Raw genomic sequence first — 16878 nt, forward strand, 5'->3', positions numbered from 1 at the left:
CCGCTTAATAGCTGTCTCTTGATCACAAGTCTGACTCAAGAGATTTTGCTAAATCGTAGCCTTCCAGGATGGCTTGTAACTTAAGCCATCCTTTCCATAACACTTTCACAGATGCACGCCCTGTGCGCTTGGTATCTTTCCAGCCTCCTAACTTTGCCAGTTCCTGATACGCCCATGACATATTTGGAGCAGTTTCAGGCAATGGTGTTTTTATTCTCTTTAACCACAATAACTTCCATGCTTTGGGAGATAACAGTTGTTCACAACTTGGAGAATCAGGCTGCTCATTGGTGAACTTTAGTTGCAATATTCGCGTCGCAATAAAGCCATTAATCGTCACCAATCTTTCCATGTTATCTTGGCTTTGAAGGCGTAAACTTTCGATATCCGTACCATCACTTTTCCAGACTTTATGGTATTCCTCTACAAGCCAACGGTGCTCATAGTAGGTGATGATAGCTAAGGCGTCTTCTTTGCTGGTGACTGGTTCACTGGTTAATAGGTGCCAGCTTAAGCCGTTCTTAGCGTTTCCTCGCTCTGTACAGCCGACATAGTAAACTGGGAGGGAGTGTCCTTTCTTATTGTAAGGCGCTTTGAGTGTCACTGGCGCATAGGTGATATCCAGTGTTGCGCTTCGGGCTTTTCTTCCTCCTTTTTGTGCAATGTGGATGTGTTTGGTGCCTGCACTCATCAGCTCGCTTGCAAACGCATAGAGCTTATCCTCACCTTCTTCAATATGACGACTTTGCATCGAGCGTACGACGAATCGTTGCTGCTCGGTCAGTTTATACTGCAAGTATTCGTAGATGTCCGCTTCGCGGTCACACACCGATATCACGTTCGCCATTTGTCCTTGCAGCCGCTCTGCCATCGCTCGTGACGCTGACTCCCACTTGTAACTTTCTTTTTCTTCGTAAGAAGTCGTCGCGTGTTTTTCTCTTTTTCCAATCGTGTTGATATCACGACTCCAGCGAGACTGTTCAATTAATCCCACAACTTGCTTTGTGTCTGGCGCAAACAGTAATACGCTATGAGCTAACAAGCCTCGTTGTTTTGCTCCTCGTCCGACATGACCCAAATCATCTCGAATGGAGGAATGCTTATAAATTAGTGTGGTCGTGTCTTCTAATGCGAGCAATAAGTTATGACTTTTTGCTTGTTCAACCGTGGCTTTAAAGCCTGACTCTGCTATAGCCGTTGCGTCAATATTCTCGTTGCGAATAAAGCGGTAGGCACCTTCCATATCGGCGGGGGATTGAGTGATGTTCACAAGTGGTTTTCCTGGTTCATTTGCAAGCGTTGATGCTAACTTTACCAGACGCGCTGTTCTTCTTGGATCACCTAAGTCCGATTTACCGAATTGTTGTTTTGCCCAATGAGTATGTTCGTTAATCATAATGTGCCCTCAAACAAGATTTGAAGATCTGATCATGACATTGAGATTTAGTTCAAAAAAATCCCCGCTAATTTCTTAGCAGGGATTTGTGTATAAGAGACAGCTTAATAGCGGCGTTTTTTTTGCTTATAATTAGTGTTTTAATTAATAAGTACTACACTAAAAATTAAAGGTAATTATTAGTGCTGATTAATGTGCAATTCAGCTTTACTAACTTATTGTTACTGGAAGTTTTTAATATTAAAACTAACAGTGCTATAACTTTTTAGTATGATTGTTTTTTAAACATATGTTGTGTTTGTACAAAGGTTTTAGCTAGAATACGCACGAAATTTACACTGTTGGTATTTAGCTGTTAAATATAGATTCTTAAAGGACTTAGAATAATAGTATGAAAGACAAACGAGTAGATGATTTATCAGAAGAATGCACATCAGAGCAAGAACGAAACGCTTACTACCATGCTTGTATCGCTGAATTTCAACAATTAGGTTACCAAGAACAGTATTTGGCTCAGTTAACTGATGACTTAGTTCCCGTGCTAGGTGTTAATCCTTCAAATAAAAATACGTAACCCGCTTAAATTTCAAACTAATTACACTTTTAAACCAAGCATATGTGCAATCTATAACCATATAGTCGTTTTTGGTAGAAAAGTGTTTGACATATTTTCTGAAATCTTTATTATACGCCCCACAAGACGGAGAGGTGTCCGAGTGGCCGAAGGAGCTCCCCTGCTAAGGGAGTATAGAGTTTGTAGCTCTATCGAGGGTTCGAATCCCTCCCTCTCCACCATTTCTTTTAATGGCGTTTTTTGTAAAATTTTAAAGTATGGGTGCATAGCTCAGCTGGATAGAGTACTCGGCTACGAACCGAGCGGTCGGAGGTTCGAATCCTCCTGCGCCCACCATACTTTAATAACTCGCTTAGAGTCTAAATAAGCAAACTATAAAGTGGGTGCATAGCTCAGCTGGATAGAGTACTCGGCTACGAACCGAGCGGTCGGAGGTTCGAATCCTCCTGCGCCCACCACTTTATAAACTCTACTTAGAGTATAAATAAGTAAAACTCTCACTTAGAGTAAAAACAAGTAATAGTAAAAATGAAAGTGGGTGCATAGCTCAGCTGGATAGAGTACTCGGCTACGAACCGAGCGGTCGGAGGTTCGAATCCTCCTGCGCCCACCACTTTCATGTTTTCATACACTTTTAAGTGTAAGAAAAATAAACCGATGGAAATCGGTTTTTTTTATTCCTGAATTAATACGCTCTGCTTAGAGTTTAAATAAGCAATCTATGAAAGTGGGTGCATAGCTCAGCTGGATAGAGTACTCGGCTACGAACCGAGCGGTCGGAGGTTCGAATCCTCCTGCGCCCACCACTTTCATAAACAAGCCGACATTAAGTCGGTTTTTTTGTGCCTAAAATAAAGTGAAATGTAAACTACCACTCCTGTAGCCGCAGAGCTTGCTCGCGTGAGAAGCGCCAGCTTCTAATTACTTACCACCGATATAACTGATACTTTATATACGATCGTTGCTCGTCGCGTCAGCAAGCTGTACGCCTTCAAGTAAAACCAGTGCTAATCCTTAAATCCAAACTCCAAGCTTATTCATCCGTTGTAGACGCTGAGCTTGCTCGCGTGAGAAGCGCCAGCTTCTAATCACTTACCACCGATATAACTGATACTTTATTTACGAGCTTCGCTCGTCGCGTCAGCAAGCTGTATGCCTACAAGTAAAACCAGTGCTAATCGTTAAATCCAAACTCCGAGCTTATTCATTCGTTGTAGCCGCAGAGCTTGCTCGCGTGAGAAGCGACAGCTTCTATTCCCCCCTCAAAAATATAATTTATAAGATTTTATTTGTTTGCAACGCCAGAAATAAGTAATTTATTCACAAAGAGGTTAAGAGGCGCTGCGCTTTTAGAGGTAGTAATAAAGCTAAAATAATAAACCCGAGTTTATGTCTTCTTATTTACTTCTCTTTCGCTTCTCTTTGTATAATAGATCTTTAAGTGGTTCATTGACCAAGAAATTAAATAACTAGAAGCGTTTAGCTCTAAGAAGGTTAAATACGGTCTTTAAGCTTAAAATGAGAGGTGGTATTTTCAAGTAAAACTAGCTCTAATCTTTAAATCTAAACTCCGAGCTTATTCATCCGTTGTAGACGCTGAGCTTGCTCGCGTGAGAAGCGACAGCTTCTAATCACTATATCTACTCAAGCCCACTTAACCCTTTTCTAAAGCTGCTCTTTATTATTACCTATGTTATTTTAAACGCCTTGTTTAAAAGGATATTGCAGTATGTTTAAAACCCTATTTATTACGTTGTTTTTTATTTTTAGCGCCATTTTTATTGCAAGCGCACAAGCCAACGAAGCTAACAACTCACTTGTAGTAGGTGCGCAACAATATGCTAAATATTTACCGCAGTTAAAAAATAAACGTGTAGGGCTAGTCGTTAATCAAACATCAATGGTGGGGCAAACTCACTTAGTAGATGCGCTGCTGACTAAAAATATTAATATAACTAAAATTTTTGCACCTGAGCATGGCTTTCGTGGCGATCACGATGCGGGCGCCCATGTGAAAAATGCCGTTGATGGTAAAACAGGTATTCCACTTATTTCTATTTACGGTAAAAATAAAAAACCAAGCCAAGCTGCTTTAGCCGATGTTGATGTGATTATTTTTGACATTCAAGATGTGGGAGTGCGTTTTTATACCTACATAAGCTCTATGCACTACATGATGGAAGCCGCTGCAGAGCAGGGGATAGAATTTTTAGTGCTCGACAGGCCCAACCCAAATATTGCCTACGTTGATGGGCCAATATTAGAGCCAGAATTTAAATCGTTTGTAGGCATGCACTCAATTCCTGTTTTACACGGCATGACGGTTGGCGAGCTTGCCAAAATGATCAAGGGCGAGGGCTGGATCAATAAAGCGGCCGATTTAAAATTAACGGTGATCCCTGTTGATCATTACACTCGCAAAAGTACTTACAGCTTGCCTGTAAAACCCAGCCCTAACTTACCTAACGATCAAGCCATTGCGCTTTACCCATCACTTTGCTTTTTTGAAGCAACGCCTATTAGCATTGGTAGAGGCACCGATTTTGCATTTCAAGTAATTGGCTATTCGCCAGTTGCATTAGGTGATTTTAATTTTACACCGCGCGCAATTAAAGGCGCTGCTTTAAACCCTAAATTTAAAAACCAAACCGTACAAGGGCTCGATTTAAGACAAGCAAATACCACAGGTTTAAATTTAACTTACTTGATAAATGCGTACGCGGAGCTTAGTAAAAACAACATCTCGTTTTTTGAGCGCGCTGACTTTATGGATAAACTAGCGGGTACTAATAAATTGCGCTTAGCTATTGAAGCAGGGCAATCAGAAGCGAAAATAAAACAAAGCTGGCAGGCGGGGCTTGCGCAATTTAAAGCGCAAAGAGCGCCTTACTTGTTATATAAATAAGGGCTAAGCATGTTTATTGCTGTAAAATATCAAAGGTGTGGTTATATCAAACAAGCATTTATAGCGGCATTGAGCTTTATTATTGTGGGTTGTAGTACACCACCTGAGCCTATTAGCTCGGTGCTACCACTTACAAAAAGCCAACTTGTAGAGCTGCCTAATGCACAAGTGGTTGTAACGTTTCCTGAGGTAAATCCAAGTAGCCGGTTTTATGTAAATAACCGAGGAACGTTTAAAGCTTACAAAGGGCGCGGGCAATTATTAATACAAAACCACAACGCACAAAGCGCCGATATTTACATTAATAATAAAAAGCTCGACGTTAACCAACTAAGCGCCAACACCTTATACAATTACAGTTTGGCAAAAAATACCCACAACGGTGTTAATACCTTTAAAGTTGAAAATATTCTCCCTGCTGGCGCGAGTTTAACGCTGCGTTTTGCATTTCCTACTTTAAGCGATGAACCAAAAAAGCATATAGATTTTACTGAAGTAGACACATTAATTGAACGCGATGTTAAAGCAGGTTTTCCTGGGGCTGTATTGGCCGTTGTTAAAAACGGTGAGCTAATAAAGTTAACCGCCTATGGCGATGCAAAGCAATATCAGCAAAGTGATTTAATGCTACTTCGCCCAGAGCCCATGCAAACTAATACCTTGTTTGATCTTGCCTCAAACACCAAAATATTTGCCACAAACTTTGCACTTATGAAATTAGTAAGCGAAGGGTTATTAAATATTAATAAATCCGTACAAAGCTACCTAAGCGAATATAAAGGTGAAGGGCGAGCAAAGCGCACAGTAAAAGACTTACTCACACACAGCGCCGGATACCCGCCAGTATTTGACTTTCATCGTAAAGATGGCAGCTACGGCGACGCGTTTTATTCGCAAAACAGTAAAACCACCAAACAGCTATTACTTACCAGCGTCCCTTTTAGTAGTAAATCATCTGGGCAGCATGTTTACTCAGATATTGATTACATGATTTTAGGCGTACTCATTGAGCGCATAACTGGGCAGCCCCTTGACGAATATCTAGAGCAGCAAGTGTACGCACCACTAAAATTAACTAACACGTTATTTAATCCACTTAAAAAAGGCTTTAAGCCGCAGCAATTTGCAGCCACTGAGCTTAGCGGCAACACACGAGACGGGCGCATTAAGTTTGATAATGTTCGCACCAGTGTTTTACAAGGCCAAGTGCATGATGAGCGCGCTTACTACTCACTTGATGGCGTAGCAGGGCATGCAGGATTATTTAGTAACTCTCACGACTTAGCGGTGCTTTGCCAGCTATTACTAAATAATGGTGGCTACGGCGACCAACAATTATTTAGTGCAAGCGCCTTAGCGCAATTTTTAACGCCGCAATCAAGCGACGAGACCTACGGGCTTGGCTTTAGGCTTGCTGGTAATAATCAAGCAAGGCGCTGGCACTTTGGCCCTTATGCAAGCGCACAAGCTTATGGTCACACAGGTTGGACGGGGACCGTGACCGTAATTGATCCCGCTTACGACTTAGCTATTGTTTTACTTACCAATGCTCGCCATAGTGCCATTAAAGGCTCGCTAAAACGTTACGAATTCACAGGCAAACAATTTGAAACCGCACAGTACGGATCGGTTGTGTCGCTTATTTATGAAGCACTACTAAATCAATAAGCTATCGTATAGGTTAAAACGTACTAACAGCATTACTCTAAGTGATTTATTTACAGGTGACTTGAGTAAGGCAATCCATTAAGCTAAGCGGTTTACAAATCTAAGTCAGTTTATGCTGCTAGGCTTAACAAATAAGCGATAAAACGCGTACAAAGCGAGAGTGGCTCGCTAATAATTAAGGTTAACTTTTTATGCATTGGTATTCTATTTTACCGCCGCTAATTGCGATTGCTATCGTGTTTTGGCGAAAAGAAGTGATTATGGCGCTACTTGTTGCTGTTGCTTCTTCTGAGTTTTTACTTGCCTTTCAGGGCGAAGGTAATAGCTTGTTTGACACTTTTTTAAATACCATTGAACGTATTATTTCGGTTGCCAGCTCGCCAGGTAATACACGCATATTAATATTTAGTATTTTAATTGGTGCCTTGCTTGCCTACATTCGCGAATCTGGCGGCGTAGCAGCAACTGTTAATATGCTAATGAACAAAGGTATTGCAAAAAGTAAGCGCCAAGTGGGCTTTTTAACCATGTTTACCGGCATTGCGGTGTTTATAGAATCTAACTTGAGCGTACTCACCTCAGGTATTTTATCGCGTGGCTTATTCGACAAATTTAAAATGAGCCGAGCGCGCCTAGCGTACATTATTGACAGCACCAGTGCGCCAGTGTGTATTTTAATACTACTTAATGGCTGGGGTGCATTTGTACTTGGTTTGTTAGGTAACTACGAGCTAGGTGAGTCGGCTGTATCGGTGTTGTGGGGCAGCGTTGGGTATAACTTTTACGCCATAATTACCCTTGCCATTGTTTTTTACACCATCGCGTTTGATAAAGTGCACGGCCCAATGAAAGAAGCCGAACAAAAACTAGAGCTTCAAACAACTGACTTAAAAGAAGAAGTAAAAGGCTCTAAAGCGCGTTACATGTTAATCCCGCTTATTACGCTTATTACCAGCATGGTTGGCTTTATGTACTACACCGGTAATGGTGTATTAGCAGAGGGCAGCGGTTCTAAATCGGTATTATATGCAACGGTTTTAGCCATTGTTGTTGCTTACTTTTTAATGATTGGCTCACGTAAATTTACCCATCACCAATTAGTTGATACCGGTTTTAAAGGTATGGGCGAATTAATGCCATTAGTCGCCATTGTACTGCTTTCGCTTACACTTGGCGCAAGCTTAAAAGAGTTGGGTACTGGTGTATTTGTAGCATCGCTTGTTGGCGACTACCTACCTATTTACTTAATAGTACCGGTGCTGTTTTTAACCGGCGCAGTTATGTCGTTTACTACGGGTACATCGTGGGGCACGTTTGCTATATTAATCCCAATTGGTGTGCCACTTATTCAAGCGCTAGGTTTACCACCGTCGCTTGTGGTAGGTGCTATTTTAGGTGGTGGTATATTTGGCGATCACTGCTCGCCTATATCCGACACCAGCGCTGTATCGGCTATTGCATCGGGGTGTGACTTACTCACCCACGTTAAAACGCAGCTACCGTATGCCTTATTTGGTGGCGGCCTTACGTTTTTAGCGTACTTAGTAACAAGCATTATTGTTTTGTAAAATACAATTGCTTAAATAGTCATAAGCCTGCTTATTGCAGGCTTTTTTGTTTTTAAATTAAGACCGAGGCTAGTAATACCAAGCTTAACGACGCTCTAGCTATTAAATAAACTATTTAAATATAGACTTAAGTACCCGCATTTATATTTTTTAGGTTATTGTATAGCATGAGCTTTAGGCTTTTTGGTAGCTATAAATTCTTACTTTTTAACTCATATAAGGCTGTAAACCCACACTATGTTTGTAATTGATAATATCATTCTCGTTAGTGCCATTTTAATTTTACTTGGAGTGATCTCGAGCAAGTTATCTGCACGCGTTGGCTTACCGGTGCTGGTGCTATTTTTACTTGTAGGTATGCTCGCAGGTGAAGATGGTATTGCAGGTATTTCATTCGACAACGCAGAGGCCGCACATGCTCTGGGTACTCTCGCGCTTGCTATTATTCTATTTGATGGCGGCTTACAAACGCCCACCAGTTCAGTTAAACAAGTGTGGAAACCCGCGTCTGCTTTAGCAACCATCGGTGTGTTATTTACCGCTGTAATTACAGGCCTTGTGGCCACTTATATTTTAGACCTGCCCATATTACAAGGTGTATTACTGGGCGCCATTGTTGGCTCTACAGATGCCGCAGCCGTGTTTGCACTTTTACGAAGTGCGGGTATTCACTTAAACAAAAAGCTTAAATCTACCCTTGAAATAGAAAGTGCCTCGAACGATCCAATGGCTATTTTTCTAACGGTTGGTTTGCTCGAAATGCTCGTTAATGACATGCCAGTAGGGCTGGGTCTACTACAGTTATTTGCTCAACAAATGGGTGTTGGCGCTATTTGTGGTCTTTTAATTGGTAAAATATCGGTTTGGTTTATTAATCGCATTAAACTAAATGCATCGGGTTTGTATTTAGTGATGGTAACCGCATTTGGACTGCTTTCATTTGGCCTTTCTGCAACGCTTGGCGGCAGTGGATTTTTAGCTGTATTTATAACGGGTGTTATTTTAGGGAACAGTAAATTTGTATATAAACGCGGTATTTTTCTGTTTCATGACGGCTTAGCATGGCTTGGGCAAATAACCATGTTTGTTGTATTAGGACTTCTTATTAACCCTTCGTCGTTGGTTGATGTATGGCTAGAAGGATTGCTTATTGCATTGGCACTCATTTTTGTTGCTCGCCCATTAGCGGTAGCGCCTATTTTAAAACTGTTTGGCTTTAATAATCGCGAAACCTTATTTGTATCTTGGGTTGGCCTTAGAGGCTCAGTACCCATTATTTTAGCTATATTCCCATTATTATTTGGCCTTTCAGGGGCTGAACTTATTTTTAATGTTGTTTTTTTCGTGGTGTTAATTTCAGCCACGTTACAGGGCTCAACAATGCCGTGGATGGCTAAAAAACTAAATTTAGTAGAGCCGCCACCTGATTTGGCTGCTGCAACGCTCGAAATCACAGCACTAAACGATATTGATATAGAAATTGTAGAATACACTTTAAGTGACGTTTCTCGGGTTTCTGGGCGCAGCTTGTCACATGCTGCACTTCCTGAAAGTGTAGTTGTTGCTATGATCACACGAGGTCCGTCAATCATACCGCCACGGGGTTCAACTAAGTTAAAACCAAACGATCACCTATTTGTTGTTTTAAAACCAGATAACAGACCCTTTGTTGATTTAGTTTTTACAGCAACTGATAAAACAAACCACCAAGATAGCCACTTATCGCATAACGAACTTAAAGTGAAAGGGGTAACGTTGGTAGGTGATATATTTTACTCTTACCACATGCACATAGACGCCCCAGAGGGCATAAGCTTGGAAGAAGTAATTAACCAAAAGCTTTCAGGAGAAGTCAGTAAAGGGGCTATTGTTGTTATTGGTAATGTGCAAATACGCGTTATAACAATGGTACATACACGCATAGTTACCATTGGCTTAAAGTATTTAAATAATCCAGAAAAGCGACTTTTAAAGCAGTAATCATTAACAATGATTTATTTAGCGCTAGGCTCACGTTTATTGCGTATGTAGGTGGGTTGAGTGACACGAAACCCAACGGATCGCCAATGCAATGAGCACACCCAAAGCTAGTTATATGTGGTGTTTATTGTGGGCAAGCTTAGCTTGCTGGCGCGTCGGGCGTTAGCCCGAAATAAATACAACTGTTGATAATTCGATATTACACTATGTGAAAAAGCATTATTTAAAAGGACATTAAATGACTGAGGTTAAAGACTTTAAATGGGATAAGCCAACTAATTGCAAAGTGGGTGAATACTTCCCTGCAGATAAATTAGATCGTGCTCGCTACGCCACGTTCTTATCAAGGCTATTGGCTCAAGAGGGGTTTGACAAGAGCAGGCCTGTTGATGAACAAAAGAAAAACTATGTATTAAACTTAAATGCTGAATGGGGGGCAGGTAAAACATATTTTCTTAAGCGTTGGTCACGAGAATTAATAGTAGATTTTCCTGTTGTATATATTGATGCATGGCAGCAAGACTATTCAGACGACCCATTTTTAACTGTAATTGCAGGTATTATAAAGCAGCTTCAACTGCAGGCTAAGTTTAATATAACAATACCTAAAAGTGCCGTTTCGATGTTTAAGGCTGTTGCACCCGCTATTGCACAAGGTTTAACTAAAAAGATATCTGGTATCGATTTAGATGAACTACACACATTACTATTTTCTGATGAAGAAATTGATAGTGGCCAAAATCAAAACTCTAATAAGCCGACGAGCAGCGACTTTTCGCCCGCAGTAAAGGCGCTTGCGCAGAACTTGATTAAAGATCATGAGGCTAAAAACAAAAGCATTGAAGTAATAAAGTCTAAGTTAGATGATTGGGTCAGTAAGTTTGAGAAGCAGGAAGGTAAGTCGTTACCCATATTTATTTTTATTGATGAATTAGATCGTTGCCGCCCAAGTTATGCAGTAGAAATGCTTGAGACGATTAAACATATTTTTGATGTTAAAGGTATCGTGTTTGTTGTAGCAACAGATACTGAACAGCTTCAACATACAATCAAATCAGTTTATGGTGAAGGCTTTGATGCTAAGATTTACCTAGGCCGTTTTTTTAATAGCCGCTATAGCTTAAAACGACCTGTTTTAAAGGATTTTTTATCAGTACATAGTGATACAACTAAATTTGAATCTGCGTACTTAGAAAGTAAAAATATTGAAATATTTCCCTACACAAAGACACCAGAGATAGCTTTAGCTAATATTTCAGTTGTTCTAGATGCGTTTCAGGTATCAGCAAGAACAGCCATTCAAATTACTGAGCGCATTACGGCCATTATTGTACATTTACAAAGTGATAAAAAAGTAGATGTTCTCGTGCTAGCTGTTTTATTTTGTATATATGAAAAAGATCATTCTCTTTATGAAGAGATAATAAGTGGCCGATTTAAAAAGATATTTACAGATGATATTAATCCGCCTCGTGAATTGGGATTACACGAGTTTTTAATAAAAGAAATATGGAAAGAAGATCCTTCAGCAAAAATAAAGTTTTTTATTAATGATTTTTATCATGAATGCTTGCCTCAAGAAATAAGTTTGAAAACTCAAGAGTCATACTCTATTTCTGTATCTAAATTTATTGGAGGAATTTTTTGCAATATAGTCTTTTCACAAACAAACCCTTATGAAGGTTTTATTTCTAATAATGATAATCCAATAAAATTAGAAAATATAAAAGATGACCTTACTATTCATATAAGAGATGGTTCCGAGCAAGTTTCACTATCGTGGCTCAGGTATATTTATATAAAAGATGCATATAACAAAATTACTAAAGAGCACTATCGTGATTTTATAGAGCTTTCCTCACCATTAAATTACATGGGCGATAGTTAACTATCTCTGTGCAGCGCGAAGCGCCTCTGTGTTCTCGGTGGTAATATTTATCTAAATTACCACCAACCTCAACTGGACCAAACCACCTAAACCCCACATTGCCTAACCCCAGCACCCGCATGTTTAAGCGCAATAATCTGCCCTTTTCCGCTATGCGCCATAGCCAGCATATCACCTGTGTTTATATTACTTTCTACCGCGTGTTTACCTTTCAAATCACTCAACAGCGACTGCTTTATTTGCACTAGCACTTCAAGATTACAGCCAGCAGCTGCGCAGTCGATGTTTTAATAAATACTGGGTTGTTAGGTGCTTCAAGTGTGTGCATAAGCCGCTCCAAATTTTATTGACCACTACTATTAGAGTGTTTTCAAAGCTATAACGGGTGGCAAATCAAAAAGGGGTGAAATAATTTTATAAAAAATGTGGGGTTTAGTTACAATAGCCATTCGCATTCTTTTACTTATTAACTTTTTAGGCTGTTATGCAACTCATTGAAATAAAAAAAGCGCGTTATCGTAAACATTTAAACCGTGTTATTGCAGGATGCGGTATTGGTTTGGCTGTAGGCAGCTTGGCTATATCGCAAACGCTGATTGCTTTATTTCCTGATGAAAGTGGCAGCCACTTTCATTGGAACTTAATAGGCGTTGCTATTACAAGCGTTGGGCTTGCGTGGTTACTTAATAAATACCGTACACATAGCTTTATGACTGAAGTTGTTTATGTGTGGGAGCTTAAAAAAGCACTTAATAAAATAACCCGTAAAATGGCTAAGTTAAAAGCCGCTGGCCGTGAAGGTAATGCTGATGCGTTATTGGCGATTCATTATAGCTACGCGGGCTCTCGGTTATTGTGGCAGCTAGACGATAATCTAATCACTATGGACGATTTAGCCATTAAACAAGCTGAGCTTGAATCTGTTGCCGTGCAACATAACGTAACGCTTAATGTTGAAGATTACGATGAAAGCATTTTAAAACAGTTTTAAAACTTAGGTTTTTAAATTAGTTGGAGGAGCCTTAATGAAAAAAGTACTCATAGTGTGTTTAGGTAATATTTGCCGCTCGCCAACCGCAGAGGCGGTATTAAAAGCCCGCGCTAAAAAGCTAGGTGTAAACGTTAACGTTGATTCGGCGGGCACTATTGGCTATCACGAAGGTAAAACGCCTGATAGTCGCTCAATGGCAGCAGGGGAGAAGCGCGGTTACAGCTTTAAAGGTATTTATTCGCGTAAAGTGCGTACAAGTGACTTTACTGAGTTTGATTTAATTTTAGCGGCCGATACGCAAAACTTAGCTGATTTAAAAGCCCAGTGCCCTGAGCATCTACAGTACAAATTAGCGCTGTTTTTAGAATATGGCGAGCAAGCCCAAAGCGCGATTCCCGATCCTTATTACGGCGGCGATGATGGCTTTGAAAATGTGCTCGATTTGATAGAAGCGGCTAGCGATAAAATACTCGCTAAAATTTAATCCCTATTTTATTACTAAAGCTAAATTTAACGAGCTTTTAGTCGTATTGCACAGCGTCCCTAAAGTAAGTACATTTTATACTTGCTCAAAGGGAACTTTATGAAAATAAAAGTTTTACTACTCACTTTATCTATTGCTTCTTGTTCTACTTTTGCTAACGATGTTAGTTTTTCGATTGGGGGTGGTTATCCTTACTTAGTTATTCCTGAGGTGTCTTTATCGGCTAACGACGACACACAACGCTGGTATGCAAATTATAAACTAGGCCTTGATGATGGATTTTCTGCCGGTTTTGAACAAGCAGTTAGCGATAATAAAAAACATGCTTTTGGCGTACTTATGGGCGCTATTGGTGCAAGAGATACAGACCAAGAGTGCGAAAGTTCAACTAATGATGTAGCAACTGACTTTGCTAATACGCTAGGTTGTGTAATTGGCGGTATTTTTGATGAAGAAACAACAAACGGCATAGGGCTTACGTACAGCTACAACTTTAATGGATTGAACAGCGCTGGTTTTAGATTAGAGCTAGATTTGGGCTACGGTAAAGCAAGCGATAGCAATGAAAAAAGAGCCGATGGCGGTATTAGCGTAAGTTACGAATTTTAACTACGTAGAATTTGTATTAGTTGGTATTAAAAAAGGCGCTAAAAGCTGTCTCTTATACACAAATCCCTGCTAAGAAATTAGCGGGGATTTTTTTGAACTAAATCTCAATGTCATGATCAGATCTTCAAATCTTGTTTGAGGGCACATTATGATTAACGAACATACTCATTGGGCAAAACAACAATTCGGTAAATCGGACTTAGGTGATCCAAGAAGAACAGCGCGTCTGGTAAAGTTAGCATCAACGCTTGCAAATGAACCAGGAAAACCACTTGTGAACATCACTCAATCCCCCGCCGATATGGAAGGTGCCTACCGCTTTATTCGCAACGAGAATATTGACGCAACGGCTATAGCAGAGTCAGGCTTTAAAGCCACGGTTGAACAAGCAAAAAGTCATAACTTATTGCTCGCATTAGAAGACACGACCACACTAATTTATAAGCATTCCTCCATTCGAGATGATTTGGGTCATGTCGGACGAGGAGCAAAACAACGAGGCTTGTTAGCTCATAGCGTATTACTGTTTGCGCCAGACACAAAGCAAGTTGTGGGATTAATTGAACAGTCTCGCTGGAGTCGTGATATCAACACGATTGGAAAAAGAGAAAAACACGCGACGACTTCTTACGAAGAAAAAGAAAGTTACAAGTGGGAGTCAGCGTCACGAGCGATGGCAGAGCGGCTGCAAGGACAAATGGCGAACGTGATATCGGTGTGTGACCGCGAAGCGGACATCTACGAATACTTGCAGTATAAACTGACCGAGCAGCAACGATTCGTCGTACGCTCGATGCAAAGTCGTCATATTGAAGAAGGTGAGGATAAGCTCTATGCGTTTGCAAGCGAGCTGATGAGTGCAGGCACCAAACACATCCACATTGCACAAAAAGGAGGAAGAAAAGCCCGAAGCGCAACACTGGATATCACCTATGCGCCAGTGACACTCAAAGCGCCTTACAATAAGAAAGGACACTCCCTCCCAGTTTACTATGTCGGCTGTACAGAGCGAGGAAACGCTAAGAACGGCTTAAGCTGGCACCTATTAACCAGTGAACCAGTCACCAGCAAAGAAGACGCCTTAGCTATCATCACCTACTATGAGCACCGTTGGCTTGTAGAGGAATACCATAAAGTCTGGAAAAGTGATGGTACGGATATCGAAAGTTTACGCCTTCAAAGCCAAGATAACATGGAAAGATTGGTGACGATTAATGGCTTTATTGCGACGCGAATATTGCAACTAAAGTTCACCAATGAGCAGCCTGATTCTCCAAGTTGTGAACAACTGTTATCTCCCAAAGCATGGAAGTTATTGTGGTTAAAGAGAATAAAAACACCATTGCCTGAAACTGCTCCAAATATGTCATGGGCGTATCAGGAACTGGCAAAGTTAGGAGGCTGGAAAGATACCAAGCGCACAGGGCGTGCATCTGTGAAAGTGTTATGGAAAGGATGGCTTAAGTTACAAGCCATCCTGGAAGGCTACGATTTAGCAAAATCTCTTGAGTCAGACTTGTGATCAAGAGACAGCTAAAAGCGCCTTTTTTAATGAGCCGCTTTTAGTGGCGGTTAATTTTAAAGTCGAGTTGTACCTGAGAAATAGCGCTAACAGGTTTGCCATTTTCAAACTTTGGCGCGTAACGCCATTGCTCAAGCGCTGCTTTGGCTGATTTTTCAAATGCGCTGCCGCCTTCTGATCTAAGTACTTTTGGGTTTTTTACAAAGCCAGCTGCGTCTACCTCAAACTCCATAACAACGCTACCATCGGTACTAAATCTGGCTTTGTTAACTGGATATTTAGGATTAACACGGTAAAGCGGCGTTTGCTCTTGCGATTCTTTCCATGGCACCATTTGAGCGATAGCTAGGCAATGTTTAGTTGCTTCTTCGCTTTTACCTTGTTTTTCGTACAGACCTACAAGCTTTGAATGAGCTGTTAGCTCTGCACTGTGATCAAAGTTTAAGTTACTATCGAATACAGTAACTATACGGTTTAGCCTTTCAATCGCTTGGTTGTATCTTTTACGACCCTCTGCGAATGAGGCCATTAAAAAATCGGCTTTTATGCGCTCTAGTGAGTTTTCAGGTAAGTTTTCTTGGTAGTATTCGTCGGCTTCTTCTAGGTAGTTTTTAGCCTCACGATATTTTTTAGAACTAAACTTTTTAGCCAGTAGCGTTGCAGCTTCAAGTTTCATGTCGGCTACAAACTTAGGGTTATTTTGTGTTTTAGCTATACCTATTACTTCTTCTAAAAAGTTAGCTGCTTTGTAAGCTGATGTTGTGTAGTTAGCTTTTCCGAGCAGTGCATCAACTGTTTCTATTGATTGTTTGCCGTGATTAGCCGCTAAAATAGTATGTGCTTCATCATAAAGTGCAAAACGTTGTTCGTATAGCTCATCGCCGTAGCCTTTAATAGCTTTAGCGTAGTTAATAGCTAAGTTAGCAGTATTGTCGTCGCTTTTACCGTAAACGGCTTTACCTGATGTGTAAGCAAGTTTGGCAGCTTGTTGTACGTTTTCGTCTGCTTTAACTGCTGCTAAATAGCTTTGGTATGCTTGGTTAAATACCGTTTGAGGATCGCTTGCTTGGCTGGCGAATGCTGTAGTGCTTAAAGTTGTTGCGCTTAAAGCAGACAAACTTAAACCTATAAATAAAGCGAGTTGCTGACGTTTCATAATAATCCCTATCGTTGTTTAAAATACAAAATACCAAACGTGCCTGCGGGTGTCACTGATTAAGGTAAATCAACGTAAATAATATTGGCGGTTATTTGTATTAATTTATTGCTTAACAATCATTGAAAATAACGCCT

The 16878-nt window shown here is 40.5% G+C and carries 12 protein-coding genes, 5 tRNA genes and 1 pseudogene; 15 read left to right on the plus strand and 3 right to left on the minus strand.

From position 1 onward, the window contains the following. Nucleotides 1–22 precede the first annotated feature (22 nt). Nucleotides 23–1396, minus strand: a complete 1374-nt coding sequence (locus tag ABX891_RS04630; RefSeq protein ID WP_024598303.1) for an IS4 family transposase — start codon at nt 1394–1396, stop codon at nt 23–25. A gap of 391 nt (nt 1397–1787) precedes the next feature. On the opposite strand from ABX891_RS04630, the gene ABX891_RS04635 reads away from it, so the two are divergent. The 11 genes from ABX891_RS04635 (at nt 1788) to ABX891_RS04685 (ending at nt 11979) form a co-directional block, all read left to right on the plus strand. Beyond that, complete coding sequence (locus ABX891_RS04635; protein ID WP_354628990.1) at nt 1788–1970, plus strand: hypothetical protein; 183 nt, start codon at nt 1788–1790, stop codon at nt 1968–1970. A 128-nt stretch (nt 1971–2098) separates the two neighbouring features. Beyond that, nucleotides 2099–2191 (plus strand) — tRNA-Ser (locus tag ABX891_RS04640). Nucleotides 2192–2229: 38 nt separating this feature from the next. Next, nucleotides 2230–2306 (plus strand) — tRNA-Arg (locus ABX891_RS04645). Between the two features lie 45 nt (nt 2307–2351). Next, nucleotides 2352–2428 (plus strand) — tRNA-Arg (locus ABX891_RS04650). A 78-nt stretch (nt 2429–2506) separates the two neighbouring features. Continuing rightward, nucleotides 2507–2583 (plus strand) — tRNA-Arg (locus ABX891_RS04655). A gap of 116 nt (nt 2584–2699) precedes the next feature. Further along, nucleotides 2700–2776, plus strand: a tRNA-Arg gene (locus ABX891_RS04660). 923 nt (nt 2777–3699) lie between these two features. Further along, nucleotides 3700–4875, plus strand: a complete 1176-nt coding sequence (locus ABX891_RS04665; protein ID WP_354628991.1) for an exo-beta-N-acetylmuramidase NamZ family protein — start codon at nt 3700–3702, stop codon at nt 4873–4875. Between the two features lie 9 nt (nt 4876–4884). Then, a complete protein-coding gene (gene pbp4b, locus ABX891_RS04670; protein WP_354628992.1) occupies nt 4885–6543 on the plus strand; it encodes a penicillin binding protein PBP4B in 1659 nt (552 codons plus the stop codon). A 191-nt stretch (nt 6544–6734) separates the two neighbouring features. After that, nucleotides 6735–8111: a Na+/H+ antiporter NhaC family protein gene (locus ABX891_RS04675; protein ID WP_182720541.1), complete on the plus strand. Its 1377-nt coding sequence runs from the start codon at nt 6735–6737 to the stop codon at nt 8109–8111. 237 nt (nt 8112–8348) lie between these two features. Then, nucleotides 8349–10091 carry a potassium/proton antiporter gene (locus tag ABX891_RS04680; RefSeq protein ID WP_354628993.1) on the plus strand — a complete coding sequence of 581 codons (1743 nt, stop codon included), beginning with the start codon at nt 8349–8351 and terminating at the stop codon, nt 10089–10091. A 238-nt stretch (nt 10092–10329) separates the two neighbouring features. After that, nucleotides 10330–11979 (plus strand): KAP family P-loop NTPase fold protein, encoded by a 1650-nt coding sequence (locus tag ABX891_RS04685; protein ID WP_354628994.1) that lies wholly within the window; start codon nt 10330–10332, stop codon nt 11977–11979. Between the two features lie 86 nt (nt 11980–12065). On the opposite strand, the pseudogene ABX891_RS04690 reads toward ABX891_RS04685, so the two are convergent. Further along, nucleotides 12066–12260: pseudogene (locus ABX891_RS04690) on the minus strand (hypothetical protein); the annotation flags it as partial. Between the two features lie 203 nt (nt 12261–12463). On the opposite strand from ABX891_RS04690, the gene ABX891_RS04695 reads away from it, so the two are divergent. From ABX891_RS04695 to ABX891_RS04710, 4 genes are all read left to right on the plus strand, one after another. Next, nucleotides 12464–12970, plus strand: a complete 507-nt coding sequence (locus ABX891_RS04695) for a DUF3087 domain-containing protein (protein WP_354628996.1) — start codon at nt 12464–12466, stop codon at nt 12968–12970. A 34-nt stretch (nt 12971–13004) separates the two neighbouring features. After that, on the plus strand, nt 13005–13454 hold the full coding sequence (locus ABX891_RS04700) for a low molecular weight protein-tyrosine-phosphatase (protein ID WP_039488358.1): 450 nt from the start codon (nt 13005–13007) through the stop codon (nt 13452–13454). Between the two features lie 99 nt (nt 13455–13553). Next, a complete protein-coding gene (locus ABX891_RS04705; protein WP_354628997.1) occupies nt 13554–14063 on the plus strand; it encodes a hypothetical protein in 510 nt (169 codons plus the stop codon). A 148-nt stretch (nt 14064–14211) separates the two neighbouring features. Then, nucleotides 14212–15585 carry an IS4 family transposase gene (locus ABX891_RS04710; RefSeq protein ID WP_024598303.1) on the plus strand — a complete coding sequence of 458 codons (1374 nt, stop codon included), beginning with the start codon at nt 14212–14214 and terminating at the stop codon, nt 15583–15585. A 40-nt stretch (nt 15586–15625) separates the two neighbouring features. Here ABX891_RS04710 and ABX891_RS04715 read toward each other — a convergent pair whose 3' ends face one another. Further along, on the minus strand, nt 15626–16741 hold the full coding sequence (locus tag ABX891_RS04715; RefSeq protein ID WP_354628998.1) for a TonB family protein: 1116 nt from the start codon (nt 16739–16741) through the stop codon (nt 15626–15628). Between the last annotated feature and the right edge of the window lie 137 nt (nt 16742–16878).

It is taken from the genome of Pseudoalteromonas sp. NCIMB 1079 (assembly GCF_040567695.1).
Classification (GTDB): Bacteria; Pseudomonadota; Gammaproteobacteria; order Enterobacterales; family Alteromonadaceae; genus Pseudoalteromonas; species Pseudoalteromonas distincta.

Excerpts from the sequence above, each read along its gene's own strand:
- ABX891_RS04630 (WP_024598303.1), bottom strand. The coding sequence starts at position 1,396 with ATGATTAACGAACATACTCATTGGGCAAAACAACAATTCGGTAAATCG.
- ABX891_RS04635 (WP_354628990.1), top strand. The coding sequence starts at position 1,788 with ATGAAAGACAAACGAGTAGATGATTTATCAGAAGAATGCACATCAGAG.
- ABX891_RS04665 (WP_354628991.1), top strand. The coding sequence starts at position 3,700 with ATGTTTAAAACCCTATTTATTACGTTGTTTTTTATTTTTAGCGCCATT.
- pbp4b (WP_354628992.1), top strand. The coding sequence starts at position 4,885 with ATGTTTATTGCTGTAAAATATCAAAGGTGTGGTTATATCAAACAAGCA.
- ABX891_RS04675 (WP_182720541.1), top strand. The coding sequence starts at position 6,735 with ATGCATTGGTATTCTATTTTACCGCCGCTAATTGCGATTGCTATCGTG.
- ABX891_RS04680 (WP_354628993.1), top strand. The coding sequence starts at position 8,349 with ATGTTTGTAATTGATAATATCATTCTCGTTAGTGCCATTTTAATTTTA.
- ABX891_RS04685 (WP_354628994.1), top strand. The coding sequence starts at position 10,330 with ATGACTGAGGTTAAAGACTTTAAATGGGATAAGCCAACTAATTGCAAA.
- ABX891_RS04695 (WP_354628996.1), top strand. The coding sequence starts at position 12,464 with ATGCAACTCATTGAAATAAAAAAAGCGCGTTATCGTAAACATTTAAAC.
- ABX891_RS04700 (WP_039488358.1), top strand. The coding sequence starts at position 13,005 with ATGAAAAAAGTACTCATAGTGTGTTTAGGTAATATTTGCCGCTCGCCA.
- ABX891_RS04705 (WP_354628997.1), top strand. The coding sequence starts at position 13,554 with ATGAAAATAAAAGTTTTACTACTCACTTTATCTATTGCTTCTTGTTCT.
- ABX891_RS04710 (WP_024598303.1), top strand. The coding sequence starts at position 14,212 with ATGATTAACGAACATACTCATTGGGCAAAACAACAATTCGGTAAATCG.
- ABX891_RS04715 (WP_354628998.1), bottom strand. The coding sequence starts at position 16,741 with ATGAAACGTCAGCAACTCGCTTTATTTATAGGTTTAAGTTTGTCTGCT.